This window comes from Pseudomonas sp. P39-UII1 (genome assembly GCF_039672635.1).
Classification (GTDB): domain Bacteria; phylum Pseudomonadota; class Gammaproteobacteria; order Pseudomonadales; family Pseudomonadaceae; genus Aquipseudomonas.
Map to the genome: position 1 here is coordinate 1 of NZ_JBDFPP010000014.1, position 23,571 is coordinate 23,571.

A 23,571-nucleotide genomic window follows, 5' to 3' on the forward strand; every position below is an offset into this window, starting at 1 on the left:
CCAGCTTCTTCATGCGATACAACCGAATCAGGCTCCACAGCCATAACAACTATCTGTCGCCGATAGCTATGGAGCAGCAGGCGGCGTGATCACCGTAATCGGTGTCCGGAAAAACTTGACCAGAACAAGCCCGCTCCTGCAAGGGCAAGGCAGGTTACGCAAATGCGCTTATCAGGGCTTCAGCCAGTCGACGCCACGGGCTTCGATCAGCAGGCTGAGGGTGTCGTGCGGGGCGCCGTCGTAAATGGTCAGAAAGCCGCCTACCGGGTAGAGGTTGTGCAGCGTCAGTGCGCCTCCATTGTCGGTAACCAGCTGGATTTCCCGCTGGTTATCCTCCGACTGCGTCAGGTCGAAGGCCTCGTCGGTTTGCGCATCGGTTACAACCCACAGGGTCGGGTCCTTGTCCTCGATTGGCTGCACATTGACCAGGCCTTCGTCGGTTACGAACACGCCTTCGCCAAAGTGGGCGCCGCTGCGCACATAAATTCGGTAACCACTGTCGCCATGGCGGAAGTAAAGCTTCAGCGGTTCTGGCTGGGCACCTTTGTCGAAGGTGATCAACCCTATCTCCTTACTGTGCCGCCAGTCTTCATCGCTGCCATCCAGCACGGCGAGCGTAAAGGCCCCCTCGATGCTGTGCACCGGCCCGCCTTTGAGTGAGGTAAGGACCACGGGGCCTGTGGTCATGCTGTCGAGTGTATTGATCGGGTTTTCTTCAAATTGCAGCGTGGCGATGAAGGAGTGCGCTACGTGGTCGAACATGGGGATTCTCCGCAGATTCAAGGAGGCCACACGCTAGTTCGATCAGCATGGCCGTCCTACTCGGAAGCGCTTCCGGCCACCCCAAACACGAAAAAGCCCGGCACAAAGGCCGGGCTTTTTCACCTCAGGCTACTGCCAATCAGTTGCCGTATACCGGCAGCTTCTTGCAGATGGCCTTGACCTTTTCACGCACGGCGTCGATGACGGCGTCGTTGTTCAGGTCGGCGAGGATGTCGCAGATCCAGCCAGCCAGCTCTTTGCACTCGGCCTCTTTGAAACCACGGGTGGTCACGGCTGGGGTGCCGAAACGCAGGCCCGAGGTGACGAACGGCGAACGTGGGTCGTTCGGTACCGAGTTCTTGTTCACGGTGATGAAGGCTTTGCCCAGTGCGGCGTCAGCATCCTTACCGGAGATTTCCTGCTTGATCAGCGACAGCAGGAACAGGTGGTTCTGGGTGCCGCCGGAAACCACGTCGAAACCACGCTCGATGAACACTTCGGCCATGGCCTGGGCGTTCTTCACCACTTGCTGCTGGTAAGCCTTGAACTCAGGCTGCAGGGCTTCCTTGAAGCAGATGGCCTTGGCCGCGATGACGTGCTCCAGCGGGCCGCCCTGGGCGCCTGGGAAGACGGCCGAGTTCAGCTTCTTCTCGATGTCGGCGTTGGCACGGGCCAGGATCAGGCCGCCACGTGGGCCGCGCAGAGTCTTGTGGGTGGTGGTGGTGACCACGTCGGCGAACGGCACCGGGTTCGGGTACACGCCAGCGGCAACCAGGCCGGCTACGTGGGCCATGTCGACGAACAGGTAGGCACCGACCTTGTCGGCGATTTCGCGGAAGCGAGCGAAGTCCAGTACCTGCGAGTAGGCCGAGAAACCGGCAACGACCATCTTCGGCTTGTGCTCGACAGCCAGGCGCTCGACTTCGTCGTAGTCGATCAGGCCGTTGGCATCGATGCCGTACTGGATGGCGTTGTACAGCTTGCCCGACGAGCTTACCGAAGCACCGTGGGTCAGGTGGCCACCGTGGGCCAGGCTCATGCCCAGGATGGTGTCACCGGCCGACAGCAGGGCCAGGTAGACAGCGGCGTTGGCCTGGGAGCCGGCGTGCGGCTGGACGTTGGCGTAGTCGGCGCCGAACAGCTCTTTGGCGCGGTCGATGGCCAGTTGCTCGACCACGTCGACGTACTCGCAACCACCGTAGTAGCGCTTGCCTGGGTAGCCTTCGGCGTACTTGTTGGTCAGGACCGAACCCTGAGCTTCCATGACCGCTGGGCTGGTGTAGTTTTCCGAAGCGATCAGCTCGATATGCTCTTCCTGGCGCAGAGCTTCTTGTTGCATGGCTTCGAAGAGCTCGGCGTCGTACTTGGCAATGGTCAAATCACGGCTGAACATAACGGTCCTCAAGGATCGGGCTGAATTGGGGGGGCATTCTAACCGATTGATTCGCGCCTGGCATATGAAGTGGCGTCAAGTCGCGGACCAATGGCCTTCATGTTGCATCCCGCGCCGTTTCTGGGCCGGCTGGGGTGCGGAGTTGACCTTCAGGTCCGTTTTTCGACGCCGATATCCAACCGCAGCACTGCACCTGTAGGTACCCGCGAAGCAGGCGACGCGGTGGATGGCACCGGCTTTGCCGGTATCGCGGGTAAACCCGCTCCTACAGGGGGGCGGCGTTCGGTGCAGATCACTGGAACATGAACAACGTCTCGTTGGCGAACTGCGCCTCGAACTGGTTGGCCGGCATGGGCCGCCCGAACAGGTAGCCCTGCACTTCGTCGCAACCATGTTCGCGCAGGAATTCCAGCTGCTCGTGGGTCTCCACACCCTCGGCGATCACCGCCAGGTTAAGGCTGTGGGCCATGGCGATGATCGCGCGGGCGATCTGCGCGTCCTGCTCGCCCTCGGGCAGGCCGTCGACGAAGGTGCGGTCGATCTTCAGCACGTCGATGGGGAACTGCTTGAGGTAGTTCAGCGATGAGTAGCCGGTGCCGAAGTCGTCGACCGCGATGCTCAGGCCCAGCACCTTCAAGCCATCGAGAATCTGCATCGCTTCGTTCACATCGCGCATCAGGATACTTTCGGTCAGCTCCAGTTCGAGGCAGGCGGGCGGCAGGCCGGTTTCTTCGAGAATCGTGGCGATGCGGTTGCCCAACTGGCCGTCGGAGAACTGCCGCGCCGAGATGTTCACCGACACTTTGGGCACGCGCACCTTTGCCTTGTGCCAGGCCTTGAGCTGGCGGCAGGCCTCGCGCAGTACCCAGTCGCCAACATCCACCACCAGCCCCAGCTCTTCGATCACCGGTATGAAGTCGCCCGGCGGCACCAGGCCGCGGGTCGGGTGGCGCCAGCGCAGCAGCGCCTCGGCACCGGTCAGGCGCTTGCCGTCACCGCTGAACTGCGGCTGGTAGTAGAGGATGAACTCGTTCTGCTCCAGCGCGTGGCGCAGGTCGCTTTCCAGCTCCAGGCGCTCCAGGGCGCTGGCGTTCATCTCGGCCTGGTAGAACTGGAAGTTGTTCTTGCCGCGCTCCTTGGCGTGGTACATGGCAGTGTCGGCGTTCTTCATCAGCTGGCTCAGCTCGCTGCCGTCCTGCGGGCTGAGGGCGATGCCGATACTGGCGGTGACGAAAAACTCGCGGCCCTCCAGCACGAACGGCCGCACCAGGCTGGCGAGGATGTTCTCGGCCACGTGAATGGCGCGGTTGAGCGCCATCTCGCGGGTGGCGCGCGATTGCAGCAGCAGAGTGAATTCGTCGCCGCCCATGCGTGCCACGGTGTCGTCGTCGTCGACGCAGGCCAGCAGGCGCAGGGCCATGTCCTTGAGCATGCGGTCGCCCGCGGCGTGGCCGAGGGAGTCATTGATCGGCTTGAAGCGGTCGAGGTCGAGGAACATCAGCACCACCCACGATTTCTGCCGTTCGGCCTGCTGCAGCGCGGTGTGCAGGCGGTCCTGGAACAGCGTGCGGTTGGGCAGGTGGGTCAGGGCGTCGTAGTAGGCCAGGCGGTGGATGCGTTGCTCGCTGGCCTTGCGCTCGCTGATGTCGGTAAAGAAGCACACGTAACTGGCCAGGTCGCCTTCGTCGTCAAGCACCGCAGTGATGCCGACCCAGGCCGGGTAGCGCTCGCCATCGCGGCGCTTGAGCCATACTTCGCCTTCCCAGCTGCCGCGCTGGTGCAGCTGCTTGAGCACGTAGCGCAGGTGGCCTTCCTGTTGTTCGTCGACGGTGAGCATGCCGGGCAGTTGGTCGAGCACGTCGCTGACCGCGTAGCCGCTGACCCTGCTGAACGCTTCGTTGGCCTGCACGATGTACCCGGCCGGGTCGGTGATGAGGATGGCCGAGGTGGAGTGCTCGAACACCGTCGCGGCCATGCGCAGGTCTTTTTCCGCGCGGCGTTGCTGGCTGATGTCGCGGCCTACGCCCAGTACGCCCTCGAAGCGCTCGTGGTCGTCCCACACCAGCACCAGGCGCAGCTCGATGGGGATCTTGCGGCCATCGGCACGCAGGCAGTCGAACAGGAACAGCTGGGTCGGCAGCTGGCTGCGCAGTTGGGCCAGTTGCTCCCTGTCGCCCATGGCTTTGCTGACCCGCTCCATCAGGCTGTAGATGCCGGTGAGCTGGGACGGGTTGGCGACGATCGACTGCCAGCCGTTTTCGAAGATCCAGTCGGCCTGGTAGCCGAGCACGGCGTGCACCGAGGGGCTGACGTAATTGAGCTGCAGGCGGCTGTTGGTGGAGAAGATCACGTCGCTGATGCTTTCGGCGAGCATGCGGTAGCGCTGTTCGCTGTCACGCAGCGACTGGCTGGCCTCGATCTGCACGGTGACGTCCTTGCCCACCCCGATGATGCGCGTAACCAGGCCATCGCCGTCGCGGGTCAGCACCTGTTCACGGATGTCGTAGCAGCGCCAGCCGCCGTCGCGGTGGCGAAAGCGCAGCTGGCAATGCAGCGGTTGGCCGTGGCCGTTGTCGCGCTGCTGCTGGCGCAGGGCTTGGTAATGCGCGGCGTCTTCGGGGTGCAGCAACAGCTCCCAGAAGCGGTCGCCCATCTGCGCCAGTTCGGTGCGGTTGTAGCCCAGGGTCTGGCCGAGGTGGCGGTTGCTGAAGATCATCCGCTGGCTGAGCACGTCCTGCACATACAGCTGGTCGGGCACGGTACGCACCACGTCCGACCAGAAGCTTTCGCGCTCCAGCAGCGACAACTCCACCTGCTTGCGGCTGGTGATGTCGCTGATGCTGAGGATCACTGCCTGGTAGTCGCGGCGCTGCGTGGGCAGGCGCGCCATCAGCCACAGGTGCAGCTCGCCGCCCAGCGGGGCGGGCAGGCGGACTTCCAGTTCGAGCAACGGGCGCTGTTCGATCAGCGCGTCGATCAGTTGCATGCCAATGCTATCCCGGCCGTCGCCGCTGCCGGCGATCAGCCGTTGCCAGGCGCCCTCGTGGCATTGGACATTGAGCAGCTGGCGCGCCACCTGGTTGATCTCGGTGATCTTCAGTTCCTGCAGCAGTGAACGGCGCAGGTCAGGGTCCAGCGCCAGGCTTTGCTTGAGCGCGGCGAGGTTGCGCAGGTGGTAGCGGTCGAGCTGGCCGGGCAGGCTGGAGAGGTCGAGCACGCACAGGGCCACGCCGGTGCCCTCGAAGATTTCGTGGTAGCGCCGGCGGTCTTCCTGCAGGGCGCGCTGGCGACGGCGCATGTTGATCAGCGCCAGCACCGGCAGCAGGGCGCAGAACAGCGCCAGTAGCACCTTGCCGAGCAGCGCCGGCAGCAGCTTGTGCTGGGCCAGGCTTGCATCGTACAGCCCACGCAATTGCCAGGCGCTGTTGTCGATGAACGCCAGCATCACGCTTTGCAGGGGCTCGCCGCTGGTCTGTGCGGGTGCATGGCGTTCCAGCACATTGCCACTGCGGCTGTTTTCCAGCAGCCACAGCGGATGGCCGGGGCCGTCCAGGTGCACGGTGAGGGCGCGGTAATAGTCAGCGGTAAGGCGCAACAGCCAGTAGCCGCGGTCCTGCTCGGTGGCCTGGCGCAATAGCAGGTAGACGGTGCGGTTGTCTGCCGAATTGGAGAAGAAGTAGGGGCGCCCCTGGTTCAGCGTGACCAGCTCGTCAATCAGCTGACGGTCGGGGCTGCCGGCCAGGCTGTCGCCCAGCAACTGGCCACTGTGGTCCAGCCAGGCCATGTCGCGCAGGGTTGGCAGCCGTTCGCGCAAGGTGCCGAGCAGGCTGGGCAGGGCGGCGGGCGTCGGCGCTTTGACGTAGGGCTGGACCACATTCAGCGCCTGCTGGGCCTTTAGCGCCATGTTCAGGCCCAGGTGGTCGGCCAGTTCGGCACTCGCATCGAGGTGCTGCTGGCGTTGGTCGGCCTGGGTGTGGCGGAACTGCGCGAACAGTTGCCAAAGCAGCAAACTCAGCAGCACCAAGGCCAGCATGGCCAGCGCACCCTTGAGCGAACCGCGCAGCGAAGCACGCGGGTGCGGTAAGGCGGGGCGCAGCGGAGACGGATGATTGAGATTGGTCAAGCGTTGATCCTGCTACTGGGCTGGCGATGGCAGGGATTGATCATGCACGGTGTATGCCGGTGCTGCAGTGGCCGGACCGCGGTGGCGCACTATAAGGCCGGACACCTGAAACCGGCTAGCATGCCTGTCATTGTGGCAAAGTGCCAGCTGCGCTTCGAGGTGCCGATGGTCGTGGTGAAGGCTGGCGGTTCGGCAAGGCCTTGCTTCCTGTGCGAGAATGCCGGCCGCTTCAAATGACAACGCATCGGAGATGTTCGGTTTTGGTTACTCACTTTTCCACCAATGGCCTCGATTCCGCCTGCGGGCGCAGCAGTCAGACCCTTGTCAGCACTGCCGTGACCGAGGACGTATCCTGCAAGTCGTGCCAGCGTTCGCTGGTCAAACCGGAGGCTTCGGCCGCCAAGAACAAGACGCCGTCGCTGGCCGAACTGCGCAAGACCGCCAAGGCGGCTGCAGCACCGGCTGAGGTTGTGGCTGCGGCCAAGCCTGCGGCGAAGGTCGTCAGCAAGCCTGCCGCCCAGCCGGCCAAGGTTGCCGAGCAGCCTGCCCGCAGCGGTGGCTTCAGCGTCAAATCCGCCTGGGCCGCGCGCCTGGCGGAACAGGGCGGCCGATGCCGGTTGCCGCGTGGCAAGGCCAAACAGCGTCACGTCTGATTTTTTGTGTGGCCAGTACTGGCCTCATCGCCGGCAAGCCGGCTCCCACAGGGTCACCACCACAGGCCCGTGGGTGTCGGCTGGCTGGCGATGGGCCGCACAGCGGCCCCAATTCGCCCCACCATCCGGCCACCCTGTGCAACGCCGCGCGTTGGCGTAGAATGGTCGACTTTGTTCAATGACACCCCGTAAACACATCCCCCTGGCCACCTGGCTGGGCGATCGTCGATGTCTTTACCTATCTGATTAGAGGGCTTGGTTTTGGCTCAATACGTCTACACCATGCATCGGCTGAGCAAAGTCGTGCCGCCGAAGCGGGAAATTCTCAAGAATATTTCCCTGTCGTTCTTCCCGGGCGCCAAGATCGGCGTACTCGGCCTGAACGGCGCGGGTAAATCGACCCTGCTGCGGATCATGGCGGGCGTCGACAAGGAATTCGACGGCGAAGCCCGTCCGATGCCCGACATCAACGTGGGTTACCTGCCGCAGGAACCGCAACTGGACCCGACCAAGACTGTGCGTGAAGTGGTCGAGGAAGCGGTCAGCGTGATCAAGGACGCCCAGGCTCGCCTGGACGAGGTCTACGCCGCCTACGCCGAACCCGACGCCGACTTCGACAAGCTGGCCGCCGAACAGGCCAAGCTCGAGTCGATCCTGCAGGCAGCCGACGGCCACAACCTCGAACGCCAGCTGGACGTCGCCGCCGACGCCCTGCGCCTGCCGGCCTGGGACGCAAAAATCGAACACCTGTCCGGTGGTGAGAAGCGCCGTGTGGCCCTGTGCCGCCTGCTGCTGTCGGCTCCCGACATGCTGCTGCTCGACGAACCGACCAACCACCTGGACGCCGACTCGGTGGCCTGGCTGGAGCGCTTCCTGCACGACTTCCCGGGCACCGTGGTTGCGATTACCCACGACCGTTACTTCCTCGACAACGTTGCCGGCTGGATCCTTGAACTGGACCGCGGCGCCGGTATCCCGTACGAAGGTAACTACTCGGGCTGGCTGGAGGCCAAGTCGGACCGTCTGGCGCAAGAGTCCAAGCAGCAGAGCGCCCACGAGAAGGCCATGAAAGAGGAGCTGGAGTGGGTGCGCAAAGGCGCCAAGGCCCGCCAGTCCAAGTCCAAGGCCCGTCTGCAGCGTTTCGAAGAAATGCAGTCGCAGGAATTCCAGAAGCGCAGCGAGACCAACGAGATCTACATCCCGGCCGGCCCGCGCCTGGGCGACAAGGTCATCGAGTTCAAGAACGTCTCCAAAGGCTATGGCGACCGCGTGCTGATCGACAACCTGTCGTTCGCCATGCCCAAGGGCGCTATCGTGGGTGTTATCGGCGGTAACGGTGCCGGTAAGTCGACCCTGTTCCGCATGCTGATGGGCAAGGAACAGCCGGATTCGGGCAGCATCGAGATTGGTGAAACCGTACAGCTGGCCTGTGTGGACCAGAGCCGCGAAGACCTGGACGGCGGCAAGACCGTGTTCCAGCAGGTTTCCGACGGTTCCGACATGATCAAGATCGGCAACTACGAGATTCCGTCGCGCACCTACGTTGGCCGTTTCAACTTCAAGGGCGGCGACCAGCAGAAGTTCGTCAAGGACCTGTCCGGTGGTGAGCGTGGCCGTCTGCACCTGGCCCTGACCCTGAAGGAGGGCGGCAACGTCCTGCTGCTCGACGAACCGTCCAACGACCTTGACGTCGAAACCCTGCGTTCGCTGGAAGAAGCCCTGTTGGACTTCCCAGGCGCCGCGATCGTGATTTCCCACGACCGTTGGTTCCTGGACCGTGTGGCCACTCACATCCTGGCGTACGAAGACGACTCGAACGTGATGTTCTTCGAGGGCAACTACACCGAGTACGAAGCCGACCGCAAGAAGCGCCTGGGCGATGCTGCTGCCCAGCCGCACCGTGTACGGCACAAGAAGCTGGCGCAGTAAGCCGGTTTCAGTTGCACAAGAATGGGGCCCTTGGTGGCCCCATTTTTGTGCTTGGGATAATTCGGGTTGGGCCTATCGCGGGCAAGCCCGCTCCTACAAGGGCCGCGCAATGCCAGGGTCAAGGAGGGCCTTTGGGGGGGCGGCCTTGTCCGCGATAGGTCGGCATTTTGTATACACTTATATAAAACGCACCAAATAATTTCATAAAAACGACATTTCGCCCTATTCCAGTGCGATTGCTTCTTGGTACATTCGGGAAAAAACCAATAAGTCCAATCCCTCTTGGTGAGACGTCTACCATGATCGAATCCGTCGACAACTTCCTCGCGCGCCTGAAGCAACGCGACCCGGCCCAGCCCGAATTCCATCAGGCGGTGGAAGAAGTTTTGCGCAGCCTCTGGCCGTTCCTCGAAGCCAATCCCCACTACCTGCAAGCCGGCATCCTCGAGCGCATGGTCGAGCCCGAGCGCGCCGTGCTGTTCCGCGTGTCGTGGGTGGATGACCAGGGCAAGGTTCAGGTCAACCGCGGCTACCGCATCCAGATGAGCAGCGCGATCGGCCCGTACAAGGGCGGCCTGCGCTTCCACCCGTCGGTGAACCTGGGCGTGCTCAAGTTCCTGGCCTTCGAGCAGGTGTTCAAGAACTCCCTCACCTCGCTGCCCATGGGCGGCGGCAAAGGCGGTTCGGACTTTGACCCGAAGGGCAAGAGCGACGCCGAAGTCATGCGCTTCTGCCAGGCGTTCATGAGCGAGCTGTACCGCCACATCGGCGCCGACTGCGACGTACCGGCCGGTGACATCGGCGTCGGTGCCCGCGAGATCGGCTTCATGTTCGGCCAGTACAAACGCCTGGCCAACCAGTTCACCTCGGTGCTGACCGGCAAGGGCATGACTTACGGCGGCAGCCTGATCCGCCCTGAAGCTACCGGCTACGGCTGCGTGTACTTCGCCGAAGAAATGCTCAAGCGTCGCGACCTGCGCATCGACGGCCGCCGCGTGGCCATCTCCGGTTCCGGCAACGTGGCCCAGTATGCTGCGCGCAAGGTCATGGACCTGGGTGGCAAGGTCATCTCGCTGTCCGATTCCGAAGGCACCCTGTACGCCGAAGCCGGCCTTACCGACGCCCAGTGGGATGCGGTGATGGAGCTGAAGAACGTCAAGCGTGGCCGCATCAGCGAACTGGCTGCACAGTTCGGCCTGGAGTTCCGCAAAGGCCAGACCCCATGGACGCTGCCGTGCGACATCGCCCTGCCGTGCGCCACGCAGAACGAGCTGGACGCCGAAGACGCCCGCACCCTGCTGCGCAACGGCTGCATCTGCGTAGCCGAAGGCGCCAACATGCCGACCACTCTGGAGGCTGTGGATATCTTCATTGATGCCGGCATCCTGTATGCACCGGGCAAGGCCTCCAACGCCGGCGGCGTGGCCGTGTCGGGGCTGGAAATGTCGCAGAACGCCATGCGCCTGCTGTGGACCGCCGGTGAAGTGGACAGCAAACTGCACAACATCATGCAGTCGATTCACCATGCTTGCGTGCACTACGGTGAAGAGGCCGATGGCAAGATCAACTACGTGAAAGGCGCCAACATTGCCGGCTTCGTGAAAGTTGCCGATGCCATGCTGGCGCAGGGCGTGGTCTGAGCTTGAAGTCTGGGGGCTGCTTTGCAGCCCAATCGCCGGCAAGCCAGCTCCTACAGGTACCGCGATGGCCTCAGGCTCAGCGCGGTACCTGTGGGAGCCGGCTTGCCGGCGATTGGGGCGCGCAGCGGCCCTGATGTTTTTCAAGCCTCGCTAACGATCTCAATGATCTCGATCATCTGATCCCCCACCGGCCGCCGCCACACCACCTCGTCCCCCGGCCCCGCGCCCAACAACGCCCGCCCCAGCGGCGATGCCCAATTGATCAGCCCCCGGCTGGCATCGGCTTCATCTTCCCCAACCAGTTGCACCCGCTGCTCCTGGCCCTGCTCATCGCTAAAACTCACCCGGCTGCCAATCTGCACCTTGCTGTTCGAGGTAGCGGCAGGCACCACCTGCGCGCTCTGCACCCTGGCGCTGAAGTAACGCAAATCACGTTCGGTATCCGCCAGGCGCTGCTTGTCACCGCGTTCGCCCTGGGCCTGCAGCTCGGCTCGCAGGGCATTGAGTTCGGCGACGCGCTGCTGCAGCTGGCGCAGGCCACTGGCGGTAACGTAATTGGGCTGGTCGCTGACACGCCGCTCCACCGGCTGGTCGGCCTGGGCGGCGGCCTGGTCCTCGTTGACGAATGCTCGGCTCATGCTGGGCCTCCTTTTGCTGGAGACCATGGTGGCAGGTTGCGGGTTTCAATGGATGTCCGTTTGCGACTCAGTCGTGGCGGTAGGCTCGCGCGGCGCCGCGGTCCTTTTCCTGCTGCCACTCGCGGTCGCGATCGTCCCAGAAGCGCTCGTGGTACTGGCGCTGCTCTTCGCTGTTCTGCATCGCATGGCACTGGCGAAAGCCGTCGTCCCAGCCGCTTTCGTACTGGCGGTTGTGCAGGTAACGCGACACGTCCTTGCGAAAGTTGCCCACCATCAGCCCGGCCGCCTGGCGGCCGCTGCTGCAGCCGTCCCGGTAACCGTCGGCGTAGGCAGGGGGATAGCCGCTCTGGACCATCTGCTCGTGAGTGGTTTCGCAACCGGAAAGCAACAATGCGATGCACACGCCAAACCAGTACCGCGACATGGCCACAAGACCCTCGGAATGATGCTGAAAAGTCTAGGTGGCCAGTTGTCGAGGCGCTGTCAAAACAGTGTCAAAGAGTCGGTTGGTTCACAGTGTCTAGTGGAGGCTTTGCCGGCCCTATCGCCGGCAAGGCTGTGGTGTACCTGTGGGAGCCGGCTTGCCGGCGATAGGGCCAGTACAGTCAATAGTGATACCACTTCAGCTCGAGCATCACTTCGTTCTGCGCCGTAGCCAGGTGGCTGAACTCCCGTGAGGCACTCAACCTCAACCCCAGGTTCTGGCTGATCTCCCACTGCTGGTTCAGGCTCACGCTGCGGCGCACCTCGCCATTGGTGAAGTAATCGCCCTTGGCCTCCAGCGTCAGGTTGCCCAGGCCGTTGCGCCACAGCAGCCCGCCGTTGAACCCCGCCGCCGGGGCGATGAACTGGGCGAAGTCGTTGTGGTGCTCGACCCGCACGGTGCCCAAGGCAAAGCCCAGCAGCCCGTCGGCCAGTTGCCAGGTGCCGCCGGCACCACCGTTCACATGGCTGACCAGCACCTCGTCGTCATGCTTGCCCGGCACCCGCTCCAGGCCACCGGTAACCTGCCACGACCAGGGTTTGAGTAGTTCGTTACGCGGTGTCAGCGAGCGAATGGTCGCCAGGTCCAGCTGTTGCACCTGCCAGTCGTTGCCTTCGTACTGGCGCACCTTGAGCTGCAGAATCTCGATCTGCGCGCCGAGTGGGAAGCCGTAGGCGTTGTCGTTGAGGTCGTGATAGGCCATGCGCAGCCCGTATTCGGCATAGGCGCGGTCTTCACGGGTGCCGACGCCAAGCTGCCAGGTGCGCGAGTCGTGGCCGTCTTCGGGCAGGCCTGGGCGCTCGATCTGCAGTGGCGGCGGCGGGTTGCGGTTGATCGCTCGCAGCAGCTCGAAGCTGCGCGTGGCCTGGCCCGGGTCGCGTTGCTGGCCGTTGGCGCGGTAGCGCTCCAGGCGGTAGGCGGCATCCTGTACCAGCGCCTGGCGGTCACGGGGCAGGGCGGTGAACGCGGGGCTTTGCAGCTGCGCGGTGTCGGCGCTCACGGCCAGTACCTGGCGCTTTTCGTCATGGTCCAGCGGCTCGGCGCGGGCCAGTAACTCACGTTCGCGCGAAGGGCGGTAGGTTTCGCTGGCGACCAGGCCGGATTGCTTGACGGCCTTGACCGTGTCGGTGGGGATCGCGGTCAGCGGGAACTGCGAGGTCAGGTCAAGGCTCGGCCGGGCCACCTGCAGCAGCTCAAGCAGGCGATAGGAGCAATTCTCGTCGAAGAAGAAATAATCGAACTGGACCTGCTTGAGCTCCCAGACGTGCTCGACCATGCGCCCGGTCTCTTCCGGCGTCAGGTCCAGCTGGTATTCCCACAGGTCGCGGTTTTCCAGGCTGCGGTATTCGGACAGCTTCTCCTGGTAGGGCATCAGCGCAAACAGGCCGGGATAACCGCCCATCAGGCCCTTCCAGGCATACAGGATGCTGTTGTCGCTGCCCTCGATATAGGCGCCGAAGTTGATGGCGTAGCTCAGCAGCGTGGTGTCGTCGCTGCGGGTATTGGACTGGTCGATGCGCAGCAAGGTATGGCCGAACATCGACGATGGACTGTTCAGGTAAGCGGCCGGGAAGATCAGCGCCGCGCTGTGCGGGTCGATCGACTGGTACCAGGTCTTGAACTCCTGGCAGTCCGGTTGCGGCAGGCCTTGCAGGCCGAGTTGCTCACGCAGCCAGCGGGTGCGCGCGGGGAATACGCACTGGGCATGCTTGTCGCCCAGGCTGGCCGGGGCGTACAGCGCCTGTACGGTGGCGCGCAGTTCCTGGTCCGGGTGGTGTGCACCGTCTTCGGCGAGGAAGAACTTGCGGTCGTCGACATAGCTGCGCCAGCCGCCGAGCTTGGCGGTTTCGTAATGGCCCAGGGCGATCCAGTAGGGGGTGTTGGCCAGTTGCTGGAGGCGGCCTTCATCCAGCGCAGGTGCGGCATGAACAGGGGCGCAGGCACACAGCGCCAGGTAAGCGAGGCGTTTGAGCATGTCGGGCAACTACTTCTTAACGATGCCGATAGAAAGGCGAAAACCCGCCCCGTGATGGGGCGGGAGCAGCCGCGCTTAAGCTTCGGTTGCGTACTTGGCCAGGCGTGGGTCGTTTTTCAGGACGGCCAGGGTGTTGGTGTGGACAGTTTCGGCAGTCACGTCGGCGCTGCTGAAGATCTGGTTGAAGTGCTGGTGGGCGACCGAGTTGAAGTAGCCGCGGTCTTCCGGCGCCACGCCCAGTACCACCGCGTAGGTGGTGAGCGCTTCGCCTTGGCCCATGGCCATGTCTTCGGACAGCTCGTTCATCATGCCATTCATGGCGAACCAGGACTTGCCGCCATAGGTCAGCGAAGCCTTGGTGGAGCAGCCGTTGGTGCCGGAGGTCATGCCGAAGGTGGCGTTGCCGGAGGTGCCGTTGGTGGTGGAGGCCAGGAAGTGAGCCGGGGTGCCGCGCTGGCCTTCGAACAGCATGTTGCCCCAGCCGCAGTTCGGGCCACCTGGCGCTTCGGCCATGGCGTTGAGGGAAACCACGGTGAACAGAGTACCCAGAAGAATCCGTTTCATAGCATTTGTTCTCTATTTGTCTTAACCAAGGGTCAGGTTTCTGGCAACTCGGTTGCCAAGTCGGGAAAGCGTTTCACCCACCCGCGCAGCTTGGAGTTTAGGCACGATCTAAAGGTTGCGTTGTTGATTGCGAAAAATTTGCTTGTGCATCAAGCGACCCGCCTGCGACATAAAGTCCCGAGGAGCCTTGCAAGGCGCGCGCGGGCAGCGCCAGAATGCTGCGTATCTGCCCGCCGAAGTAAGGAAACCCAATGCCCGATCCTGTCGCTGCGCGCCTGCGTCTCGCGCCTGAAGCTTTGACCAGGCGTTTTTCCCCCGAGCAGTTTGCCTTTGCCACCACCGACGATCTGGAGCCGTTTCGCGGAGTCCTGGGCCAGGAACGTGCTGTCGAGGCCCTGCAGTTCGGCGTGGCCATGCCACGCCCGGGTTACAACGTGTATGTGATGGGTGAGCCTGGCACCGGGCGCTTCTCGTTCGTCAAGCGCTACCTCAAGGCCGAGGGCAAGCGCCAGCAGACCCCGGCCGACTGGGTTTACGTCAACCACTTCGATGACACCCGCGAGCCGCGTGCCCTGGAGCTGCCGTCGGGCAGCGCCGCTGAATTCATCAGCGACATGGGTGGCCTGATCGACAACCTGCTGGCGACCTTCCCGGCGGTGTTCGAGCACCCGTCCTACCAGCAGAAGAAGGGCGCCATCGACCGCGCCTTCAACCAGCGTTACGACCGCGCCCTGGATGTGATCGAGCGCGCCTCGCTGGAAAAGGACGTGGCCCTGTACCGCGACGCCAGCAACGTGGCCTTCACCCCGATGGCCGACGGCAAGGCGCTGGACGAGGCGGAATTCGCCCAGCTGCCGGACGAAGTCCGCGAGCAGTTCCACGAGGACATCGCCTTCCTCGAGGAGCGCCTCAACGAAGAACTGGCCAGCCTGCCGCAGTGGAAGCGCGAGTCGAACAACCAGCTGCGCCAGCTCAACGAAGAAACCATCACCCTGGCACTGCAGCCATTGCTGGCGCCGCTGTCGGAAAAGTACGCCGAAAACGCGGCGGTGTGCGCCTATCTGCAATCGGTACAGGTGAACCTGCTGCGCACCGTGGTAGAGCAACTGGTCGATGACAGCAAGGCCGACGCCGTGGCGCGCAAGCTGCTCGAAGAGCAGTACGCGCCAAGCCTGGTGGTTGGCCATCACGCTGCCGGCGGTGCACCGGTGGTGTTCGAGCCGCACCCGACCTATGACAACCTGTTCGGGCGCATTGAATACAGCACCGACCAGGGCGCGCTGTACACCTCGTATCGCCAGCTGCGCCCAGGTGCGCTGCACCGTGCCAATGGCGGTTTTCTGATCCTCGAAGCCGAGAAGATGCTTGGCGAGCCGTTCGTCTGGGATGCGCTGAAGCGCGCCCTGCAGTCGCGCAAGCTGAAGATGGAGTCGCCGATCGGCGAACTGGGCCGCGTTGCCAGCGTCAGCCTGCAGCCGCAGATGATTCCGCTCAACGTCAAGCTGGTGATCATCGGCTCGCGCCAGCTGTACTACGCGCTGCAGGATCATGATTCGGACTTCCAGGAAATGTTCCGGGTGCTGGTCGACTTCGACGAAGACATGCCGATGGTCGACGAGAACCTGGAGCAGTTCGCCCAGCTGTTGCGCACGCGTACCAACGAGGAAGGCATGGCGCCGCTGACCAGCGATGCGGTGGCGCGCCTGGCCACTTACAGCGCACGCCTGGCGGAAAACCAGTCCCGCCTGTCGGCACGCATCGGCGACCTGTTCCAGTTGGTCAGCGAGGCCGATTTCATCCGCCAGCTGGCCAGTGACGCGATGACTGACGCAGGGCACATAGAACGTGCGCTCAAGGCCAAGGCCACCCGTACTGGGCGCGTCTCGCAGCGGGTGCTCGACGACATGCTTGCCGGCATCATCCTGATCGACACCGAAGGCGCGGCCATCGGCAAGTGCAACGGCCTGACCGTGCTGGAAGTGGGCGACTCGGCGTTCGGCATGCCGGCGCGTATTTCCGCCACGGTGTACCCGGGCGGCAGCGGCATCGTCGACATCGAGCGTGAGGTCAACCTGGGCCAGCCGATCCACTCCAAAGGGGTGATGATCCTTACCGGTTACCTCGGTAGCCGCTACGCCCAGGAATTCCCGCTGGCGATCTCGGCGAGCATCGCGCTGGAGCAGTCCTACGGCTATGTGGACGGTGACAGTGCGTCGCTGGGCGAGGCGTGCACACTGATCTCGGCGCTGTCGCGCACACCGCTCAAGCAGTGCTTTGCCATCACTGGCTCGATCAACCAGTTCGGTGAAGTGCAGGCGGTGGGTGGGGTCAACGAGAAGATCGAAGGCTTCTTCCGCCTGTGTGAGGCCCGTGGCCTGACCGGCGAGCAAGGGGTGATCATCCCACGCGCCAACGTCGCCACGCTGATGCTCGACGAGCGCGTGCTGCAGGCGGTCGAGAACGGCATGTTCCATGTCTATGCGGTCAGCCAGGCCGATGAGGCGCTGAGCTTGCTGGTGGGCGAGGAGGCCGGGGTGCTGAACGACGAAGGCCTGTTCACCGAAGGCAGCGTCAATGCCCGGGTGGTCGAGCGCCTGCGGGAAATTGCCGAGATGATCAGCGAGGAAGACATCGAGAAGGCGGAAAAGGAACGCCTGGAAGAGGTCATTGCCCAGGCCAAACCGGCCTGAGTCAATAAATCGGCGCTGGCGGCCATGTGCTACCGTTCAGCGCCGGTTTTCCATCTTTTTACAGCATTATTCTATGCTGGAACTTAAGGACGGCAGCAGGGTTCAGGATGGAGACAGCCCGAACGTTTCGGGCTGAACAGGGCTTATTGGAGGGGGACGCTGCCATGCGCAACCTCAGCCTTACTCGCCAGTGCCTGGGCCTGGTGACCCGTATCGAATGCAGCATTCGTCCGCTGGCCGGCGACAACGGCATGTGGACTTTGCTGTTCGCCGCCGGCATGGCCGGTGAACAACCCTCTGCCATCAAGGCCCAGGGGCCTTTCCATGGCCCGCTGGTGGCCGAGTCTGTGCTCAATGCCATCGTCGACAGCCTGACCCTGCATGGGTACCAGGTGGCCGAGGATCCGCAGATCTGGTGCCTGCACTTGCAGGCGCAACTGCGACGGATCAACGGCGAGCGTTGCCGCAACCTTGGGGATTACCAGTTCCACCCCGAGACCTGAGAACCTTCAGTCGCCTCACCCCCGACAAGCCGGCCCGCAAAGGGGCGACTTGGCGGTAAAGACGATGCAGGCCATGTGGGAGCCGGCTTGCCGGCGATTGGGCTGCGCAGCGGCCCGCCTTTCAAGCAGGCTTTTGCTGTAACAGGTGGCTGGCTATACTCGCGGTCGCTTTTTAGTCACCTGACGAGTCCCAAACCCTCCATGGAACGTATTCTCGAAAACGCGATGTATGCCTCGCGCTGGCTGCTCGCCCCCATCTACTTTGGCCTGTCCCTCGGGCTGCTGGCCCTGGCGCTGAAATTTTTCCAGGAAGTTGTCCACGTCCTGCCCAATGTCTTTGCCCTAAGCGAAGCGGACCTGATCCTTGTGATCCTGTCGCTGATCGACATGTCGCTGGTTGGCGGCCTGCTGGTGATGGTGATGATCTCCGGCTACGAAAACTTCGTGTCGCAACTGGACATCGACGAAAGCAAGGAGAAGCTCAACTGGTTGGGCAAGATGGACTCCTCGTCGCTGAAGATGAAGGTCGCCGCCTCGATCGTGGCCATTTCCTCCATCCACCTGCTGCGGGTGTTCATGGATGCCCAGAACATCTCCACCGACTACCTGATGTGGTACGTGATCATTCACATGACCTTCGTGGTATCGGCGTTCTGCATGGGTTACCTGGACAAGCTGACCAAGCACTGAGTGCTGCCAAGCCTGCGCCGCCCGTCCGTTGCAAAACGGACGGGCGGTGTCGTTTTCGGCTTGTGCTTTCGGCGGGGCTGTACAAAAAATGAGCACTCATGCCTGGTTCCAGCAGCGAGGTGCTCTCATGAACCTGCATCAGCTCAATACCGAGGCCAGGGCCGGCCATGTCAACGAACTGAATCTGATCGCCATCGAAGGCGGGGATTACCTGCTCGAAGCCCGGGTCAACGGGCGCGCCCAGCCGCTTGCTGACAGCCAGGGCAAACGCCTGCGCGTGCGCTCGGTGGAAGAGGCGCGGGAGCTGTTGAAACCTTTGCCGATGATGTCGATGAACCTGCTGCATTGGTCTGTGCAGGACGAGATGTGTGGCATGGGGCAACACCCGGAAGAAGACCTCAAGGTGCCCATTTCGCCGCGCTCGGCCTGGTAGCTGCTCGCAGCGCCCCAGTGTGCTAGGCTGCTCGCCCTTTTCATCAAGGGCGCGGCTGCACTGCGCCCTGCAGTGGAGCACGACAATGTCCGAACTCAACCTGTCCACCGACGAAACCCGCGTAAGCTACGGCATCGGCCGTCAGCTGGGCGGCCAGCTGCGCGACAACCCGCCACCGGGCGTTAGCCTGGAAGCTATCGTGGCCGGCCTGACCGACGCCTTCAACGGCGCCGACAGCCGCGTAAATGAAGCCGACCTGTCGGCCAGCTTCAAAGTGATCCGCGACATCATGCAAGCAGAAGCAGCAGCCAAGGCTGAAGCCGCCGCTGGCGCTGGCAAGGCATTCCTGGCCGAAAACGCCAAGCGTGAAGGCATCACCACCCTGGCTTCGGGCCTGCAGTTCGAAGTGCTGACCGCCGGCGAAGGCGCCAAGCCGACCCGCGAAAGCAACGTGCGTACGCACTACCACGGCACCCTGATCGACGGCACTGTGTTCGACAGCTCCTACGATCGTGGTCAGCCAGCGGAATTCCCGGTTGGCGGCGTGATTGCTGGCTGGACCGAAGCCCTGCAGCTGATGAACGCTGGCAGCAAATGGCGCCTGTACGTGCCGAGCGAGCTGGCCTACGGCGCCCAAGGCGTTGGCAGCATCCCGCCGCACAGCGTGCTGGTATTCGACGTCGAACTGCTCGACGTTCTGTAATGCCCCTGGGGCCGCTACGCGGCCCATTCGCCGGCAAGCCGGCTCCCACAAGGACCGCGCAGTACCTGAGTGTTGTGCTGTACCTGAGGGCTGCATTGTACCTGTGGGAGCCGGCTTGCCGGCGATGAGGCCGGTACTGCCGGTCTCAATTCCAGTCTGTTCCCACCGGGCGCAAGGCCCGCGCATAGCAGAACAGGAACAGATTGCGCACCAACTCCTTGAGCACCACCGGCTCACTCGAATTCAAACCCTGCAGGTCCAGGTCGCCTTGGTCGCGCAGTTCGTCGAGCGCTTCTTCCTCGAGTACGGCGCACACTTCGCCGGTCTCGCGGTGCAAGATGCGCAGGTAAGGGTGGGGGCGGTCCAGCCAGGCGTCGATCAGATAAGTCATGGCTATTCTCCTTGGATAGCAGTTCCAATGAGAATAATTCTTATTATCAAAATAGCAAGAGACTATTGGAAGAATTCTTCCGAATGGTGCGGCTGATCCTGTTGCAGGATCTGTCAGGGCCACCGTGTGGCAGCCCCGTCGCACACTAACATCAGACCTTTCGCACGAATTCCGACTTCAACTTCATGGCACCGATGCCGTCGATCTTGCAGTCGATGTCGTGGTCGCCGTCGCACAGGCGGATGTTCTTGACCTTGGTGCCGACCTTGACCACCAGGGAGGAGCCCTTGACCTTGAGGTCCTTGATCACGGTAACGGTGTCGCCATCCTGCAGCACATTGCCGACCGAATCCTTTTTCACCACGTCATCACTGGCAGCATCGGCTTCGCCGTTGGCCGACCACTCGTGGGCGCATTCGGGGCAGATCAGCTGAGTGCCATCCTCATAGGTGTATTCGGAATTGCATTTTGGGCAGGCTGGCAGAGTACTCACTTCGGTTCCTTAAACAGACAGGCGGTTAAAGGCCCATATTGTATAAGGTTTTAGCCGGGAAATGTTTTGTCTGTACAAAAGCATTCGCGGGACAAGCCCGCTCCCACAGTTACACCCTCTGCCTTGAGCTTGGTGGATAACCTGTGGGAGCGGGCTTGTCCCGCGAAGAGGGCGATGCTGGCTTAGTGTGTACGCGCGACCGCAAACTCACTCAGCTCAACCAGCGCATCCCGGTATTCACTGGCCGGCAGCACTTCCAGGCAGGCAATGGCCCGCTTGACGTAATCGCGCGCCATTTGCGCGGTGTAGTCCAGCGCGCCAGAAGCCTCGACCGCTACGCGGATCTGCTCCAGGTCTTCCAGGCCACCTTTCTGGATTGCCTTGCGCACCAGTGCCGCCTGCTCAGGCGTGCCTTCACGCATGGTGTAGATCAGCGGCAGGGTAGGCTTGCCTTCGGCCAGGTCGTCGCCGACGTTCTTGCCCAGGGTTTCCGAGTCACCTTTGTAGTCGAGCAGGTCGTCGACCAGCTGGAAGGCCACACCCAGGTGGTCACCGAAGGTACGCAGGGCCTCGCGCTGCTCGTCGGTGGCTTCGGCCAGCGCGGCGGCGCTGTGGGTCGAGGCCTCGAACAGCATCGCGGTCTTGCCGCGGATGACCTCCATGTACACCTCTTCGGTGGTGCTGGCATCGCGCACGCGCGACAGCTGCAGCACTTCACCCTCGGCAATCACCCGGGTGGCCTTGGAGAGGATCTGCATGACCGGCATCGAGCCCAGTTCGACCATCATTTCGAACGAGCGCGAGTAAAGGAAGTCGCCCACCAGCACGCTCGGCGCGTTGCCCCACAGTGCGTTGGCGGTGGAACGGCCGCGGCGCATGCCCGACATGTCGACCACATCGTCATGCAGCAGGGTGGCGGTGTGCAGGAACTCGATGGTCGCGGCCAGCAGGCGCAGGTCGTCGCCTTCGCGGCCCAGGGCCTTGCCGCACAGCAGCACCAGCAGGGGGCGCAGGCGCTTGCCACCGGCGGACGTGATATAGTCGCCGATCTTCGATACCAGCGGCACGCGCGAGGTCAGCTGCTTCTTGATGATCTCGTCGACGGCGCTGAAATCGTCAGCTACCGCGCGGTAGAAGGTTTGGGGTTGCATCGGCTGCTCCATTGAGGTTGCGCGGCATGCTAGGTCGCGGGTCCCGTGGTGTCAAGGCGCGGTGCCCGGGCGGCGGGGCCGGTACTTGCAAGCAAAACCCGGGTTGCGTACAATCGCGCACCCTAACTTCCTGGGCAGCACCTGCCTTACGCAATTGCACCGGGCCGTTCCAGCCCCATGCAGCCATGCCAGCCAATACTCAATATATAAAGCGCTGGGTGAGCAGGATTATCGGAGAAATACCCATGTCTTACGCAGTAATCGTTACCGGCGGCAAGCAGTACAAAGTCGCTGAAGGTGAATTCCTCAAGATCGAAAAACTGGAAGTCGCCACTGGCGAATCCGTGACCTTCGATCGCGTTCTGCTGGTTGCCAACGGTGAAGAAGTCACCATCGGCGCTCCAGTCGTCGCTGGCGCTAAAGTTGTTGCCGAAGTCGTTTCGCAAGGCCGTCACGATAAAGTACGCATCATCAAGTTCCGTCGTCGTAAGCACCACATGAAGCGTATGGGCCACCGCCAGTGGTTCACCGAGATCAAAATCACCGGCATCCAGGCTTAATCCCCTAGATCCCCTGAATTTATTTGGAGAATTGAACCATGGCTCACAAGAAGGCTGGTGGTAGTACCCGTAACGGTCGCGACTCAGAATCGAAACGCCTTGGCGTGAAGATGTATGGCAGCCAGGTCGTCAAGGCCGGCAACATCATCGTCCGTCAGCGCGGCACCCAGTTCCACGCCGGCTACGGCGTTGGCATGGGCAAGGATCACACCCTGTTCGCCAAGATCGAAGGCGTGATCAAGTTCGAGAAGAAAGGCGAGTTCAACCGCCGTTACGTGAGCATCGTCGCCGCTTAATCGCGACGTCGCTCCAGAAGCCCCGTCATGCGACGGGGCTTTTTCGTTTGTGGTGAGCCTCTTGCAAAGCTGTTTGTATGGGCTGCCGGCGTGGGTTTCTACGGTCGTACGGGGCCGCCGCGCTCATTTTTGCAAGAGCCTCAGGTTTTTCAAGTATTCAGCTCGCCGGAAGGCGAGGGGCGGTTTTAAATGAAGTTTGTTGACGAAGTATCGATTCGGGTCAAAGCCGGTGACGGCGGCAACGGTTGCATGAGCTTCCGTCGCGAGAAATTCATCGAGAACGGTGGCCCCAACGGCGGCGACGGTGGCGATGGTGGTTCGGTGTACATGGTGGCCGACGAAAACCTCAATACCCTGGTCGATTACCGCTACACCCGTCACCACGAAGCCCAGCGCGGCTCCAACGGTGGCAGCACCGATTGCACTGGCAAGAAGGGTGAAGACCTGTTCCTGCGCGTGCCGGTCGGCACCACGGTGATCGACGCGTCCACCCAGGAAGTGATCGGCGACCTGATTACCCCAGGCCAGAAGCTGATGGTCGCCCAAGGCGGCTGGCACGGCCTGGGCAACACCCGTTTCAAATCCAGTACCAACCGTGCGCCGCGCCAGACCACCCCAGGCAAGCCGGGTGACCAGCGCGACCTGAAGATGGAGCTGAAGGTCCTGGCCGACGTTGGCCTGCTGGGCCTGCCAAATGCCGGCAAGAGCACCTTCATCCGTTCGGTATCGGCCGCCAAGCCGAAAGTCGCCGACTACCCGTTCACCACCCTGGTGCCAAACCTGGGCGTGGTCAGCGTCGACCGCTGGAAGAGCTTCGTCATCGCCGACATCCCCGGCCTGATCGAAGGCGCATCCGACGGTGCCGGCCTGGGTATCCGCTTCCTCAAGCACCTGGCGCGTACCCGCGTGCTGCTGCACCTGGTCGACCTGGCGCCGCTGGACGGCAGCAGCCCGGCCGATGCCGCCGAAGTGATCATCAACGAGCTGACTCGCTTCAGCCCGTCGCTGACCGACCGTGAGCGCTGGCTGGTGCTGAACAAGTCGGACATGCTGATGGACGACGAGCGCGACGAGCGGGTCAAGGAAGTGGTCGAGCGCCTGCAGTGGGAAGGCCCGGTCTATGTGATCTCGGCCATCTCCAAGCAAGGCACCGAGCAGCTCAGCCACGACCTGATGCGCTACATCGAAGACCGCGCCGACCGCCTGGCCAACGACCCGGCCTACGCCGAAGAGCTGGCCGAACTCGACCAGCGCATCGAAGACGAAGCCCGTGCCCAGCTGCAGGCCCTGGACGACGCCCGTACCCTGCGTCGTACCGGCGTCAAGAGCGTGCACGACATCGGCGACGACGATGCATGGGATGACGATTTCGAGGACGACGAAGACGGCCCGGAAATCATTTACGTGCGCGACTGACCGGTTGCAGTACACTAAACGCCGCTCTCTGGAGCGGCGTTTTTGTATCTACGGTATCTACAGATTCGACATAGGTTGGAAGAG

General features: G+C 62.7%; 21 protein-coding genes. 11 read left to right on the forward strand and 10 right to left on the reverse strand.

From position 1 onward, the window contains the following. Positions 1-171: 171 nt before the first annotated feature. The 3 genes from ABEH27_RS17825 to ABEH27_RS17835 all read right to left on the reverse strand — a co-directional run bounded on the left by ABEH27_RS17825 (position 172) and on the right by ABEH27_RS17835 (position 6,278). On the reverse strand, positions 172-762 hold the full coding sequence (locus ABEH27_RS17825) for a hypothetical protein (protein WP_346614841.1): 591 nt from the start codon (positions 760-762) through the stop codon (positions 172-174). A gap of 139 nt (positions 763-901) precedes the next feature. Continuing rightward, on the reverse strand, positions 902-2,155 hold the full coding sequence (gene glyA, locus ABEH27_RS17830) for a serine hydroxymethyltransferase (protein ID WP_346614842.1): 1,254 nt from the start codon (positions 2,153-2,155) through the stop codon (positions 902-904). A gap of 292 nt (positions 2,156-2,447) precedes the next feature. Beyond that, complete coding sequence (locus tag ABEH27_RS17835; protein WP_346614843.1) at positions 2,448-6,278, reverse strand: EAL domain-containing protein; 3,831 nt, start codon at positions 6,276-6,278, stop codon at positions 2,448-2,450. 260 nt (positions 6,279-6,538) lie between these two features. Between ABEH27_RS17835 and ABEH27_RS17840 the strand changes: the two genes are divergently transcribed. The 3 genes from ABEH27_RS17840 (at position 6,539) to gdhA (ending at position 10,500) form a co-directional block, all read left to right on the forward strand. Then, positions 6,539-6,931: a hypothetical protein gene (locus ABEH27_RS17840; protein WP_346614844.1), complete on the forward strand. Its 393-nt coding sequence runs from the start codon at positions 6,539-6,541 to the stop codon at positions 6,929-6,931. Positions 6,932-7,192: 261 nt separating this feature from the next. Further along, entirely contained in the window at positions 7,193-8,860 is a 1,668-nt protein-coding gene (gene ettA, locus ABEH27_RS17845; protein ID WP_346614845.1) for an energy-dependent translational throttle protein EttA, read from the forward strand. Between the two features lie 299 nt (positions 8,861-9,159). Continuing rightward, positions 9,160-10,500, forward strand: a complete 1,341-nt coding sequence (gene gdhA, locus ABEH27_RS17850; RefSeq protein WP_346614846.1) for an NADP-specific glutamate dehydrogenase — start codon at positions 9,160-9,162, stop codon at positions 10,498-10,500. Positions 10,501-10,640: 140 nt separating this feature from the next. On the opposite strand, the gene ABEH27_RS17855 is transcribed toward gdhA, so the two are convergent. The 4 genes from ABEH27_RS17855 to ABEH27_RS17870 all read right to left on the reverse strand — a co-directional run bounded on the left by ABEH27_RS17855 (position 10,641) and on the right by ABEH27_RS17870 (position 14,161). Next, the gene (locus ABEH27_RS17855; protein ID WP_346614847.1) at positions 10,641-11,138 is read right to left on the reverse strand and encodes a GreA/GreB family elongation factor; all 498 of its coding nucleotides are present in this window, start codon (positions 11,136-11,138) and stop codon (positions 10,641-10,643) included. 67 nt (positions 11,139-11,205) lie between these two features. Then, positions 11,206-11,562 carry a hypothetical protein gene (locus tag ABEH27_RS17860; RefSeq protein WP_346614848.1) on the reverse strand — a complete coding sequence of 119 codons (357 nt, stop codon included), beginning with the start codon at positions 11,560-11,562 and terminating at the stop codon, positions 11,206-11,208. Positions 11,563-11,743: 181 nt separating this feature from the next. Continuing rightward, a complete protein-coding gene (locus tag ABEH27_RS17865) occupies positions 11,744-13,597 on the reverse strand; it encodes a DUF4105 domain-containing protein (protein ID WP_346614849.1) in 1,854 nt (617 codons plus the stop codon). Between the two features lie 75 nt (positions 13,598-13,672). Then, positions 13,673-14,161 (reverse strand): DUF3015 domain-containing protein, encoded by a 489-nt coding sequence (locus tag ABEH27_RS17870; protein ID WP_346614850.1) that lies wholly within the window; start codon positions 14,159-14,161, stop codon positions 13,673-13,675. 251 nt (positions 14,162-14,412) lie between these two features. Here ABEH27_RS17870 and ABEH27_RS17875 point away from each other — a divergent pair, with 251 nt between their 5' ends. From ABEH27_RS17875 to ABEH27_RS17895, 5 genes are all read left to right on the forward strand, one after another. Beyond that, complete coding sequence (locus tag ABEH27_RS17875; RefSeq protein ID WP_346614851.1) at positions 14,413-16,851, forward strand: AAA family ATPase; 2,439 nt, start codon at positions 14,413-14,415, stop codon at positions 16,849-16,851. Positions 16,852-17,015: 164 nt separating this feature from the next. After that, positions 17,016-17,354, forward strand: coding sequence for a hypothetical protein (locus tag ABEH27_RS17880; protein ID WP_003247487.1), 339 nt, complete (start codon positions 17,016-17,018; stop codon positions 17,352-17,354). Positions 17,355-17,555: 201 nt separating this feature from the next. After that, entirely contained in the window at positions 17,556-18,044 is a 489-nt protein-coding gene (locus tag ABEH27_RS17885) for a TIGR00645 family protein (protein WP_003247486.1), read from the forward strand. 127 nt (positions 18,045-18,171) lie between these two features. Continuing rightward, complete coding sequence (locus ABEH27_RS17890) at positions 18,172-18,477, forward strand: DUF6482 family protein (protein ID WP_346614852.1); 306 nt, start codon at positions 18,172-18,174, stop codon at positions 18,475-18,477. 85 nt (positions 18,478-18,562) lie between these two features. Further along, positions 18,563-19,180 carry an FKBP-type peptidyl-prolyl cis-trans isomerase gene (locus ABEH27_RS17895; RefSeq protein WP_346614853.1) on the forward strand — a complete coding sequence of 206 codons (618 nt, stop codon included), beginning with the start codon at positions 18,563-18,565 and terminating at the stop codon, positions 19,178-19,180. A 145-nt stretch (positions 19,181-19,325) separates the two neighbouring features. On the opposite strand, the gene ABEH27_RS17900 is transcribed toward ABEH27_RS17895, so the two are convergent. The 3 genes from ABEH27_RS17900 to ABEH27_RS17910 all read right to left on the reverse strand — a co-directional run bounded on the left by ABEH27_RS17900 (position 19,326) and on the right by ABEH27_RS17910 (position 21,215). Beyond that, the gene (locus tag ABEH27_RS17900) at positions 19,326-19,571 is read right to left on the reverse strand and encodes a hypothetical protein (protein ID WP_346614854.1); all 246 of its coding nucleotides are present in this window, start codon (positions 19,569-19,571) and stop codon (positions 19,326-19,328) included. Positions 19,572-19,722: 151 nt separating this feature from the next. Continuing rightward, the gene (locus tag ABEH27_RS17905) at positions 19,723-20,064 is read right to left on the reverse strand and encodes a zinc ribbon domain-containing protein YjdM (protein ID WP_346614855.1); all 342 of its coding nucleotides are present in this window, start codon (positions 20,062-20,064) and stop codon (positions 19,723-19,725) included. A gap of 182 nt (positions 20,065-20,246) precedes the next feature. Then, positions 20,247-21,215, reverse strand: coding sequence for a polyprenyl synthetase family protein (locus tag ABEH27_RS17910; protein WP_346614856.1), 969 nt, complete (start codon positions 21,213-21,215; stop codon positions 20,247-20,249). A 245-nt stretch (positions 21,216-21,460) separates the two neighbouring features. Between ABEH27_RS17910 and rplU the strand changes: the two genes are divergently transcribed. The 3 genes from rplU to cgtA all read left to right on the forward strand — a co-directional run bounded on the left by rplU (position 21,461) and on the right by cgtA (position 23,487). Next, positions 21,461-21,775: a 50S ribosomal protein L21 gene (gene rplU, locus ABEH27_RS17915; protein ID WP_003247466.1), complete on the forward strand. Its 315-nt coding sequence runs from the start codon at positions 21,461-21,463 to the stop codon at positions 21,773-21,775. A gap of 38 nt (positions 21,776-21,813) precedes the next feature. Further along, complete coding sequence (gene rpmA / locus ABEH27_RS17920) at positions 21,814-22,071, forward strand: 50S ribosomal protein L27 (protein WP_008092023.1); 258 nt, start codon at positions 21,814-21,816, stop codon at positions 22,069-22,071. A 189-nt stretch (positions 22,072-22,260) separates the two neighbouring features. After that, the gene (cgtA, locus tag ABEH27_RS17925; protein ID WP_346614857.1) at positions 22,261-23,487 is read left to right on the forward strand and encodes an Obg family GTPase CgtA; all 1,227 of its coding nucleotides are present in this window, start codon (positions 22,261-22,263) and stop codon (positions 23,485-23,487) included. Positions 23,488-23,571: the final 84 nt, after the last annotated feature.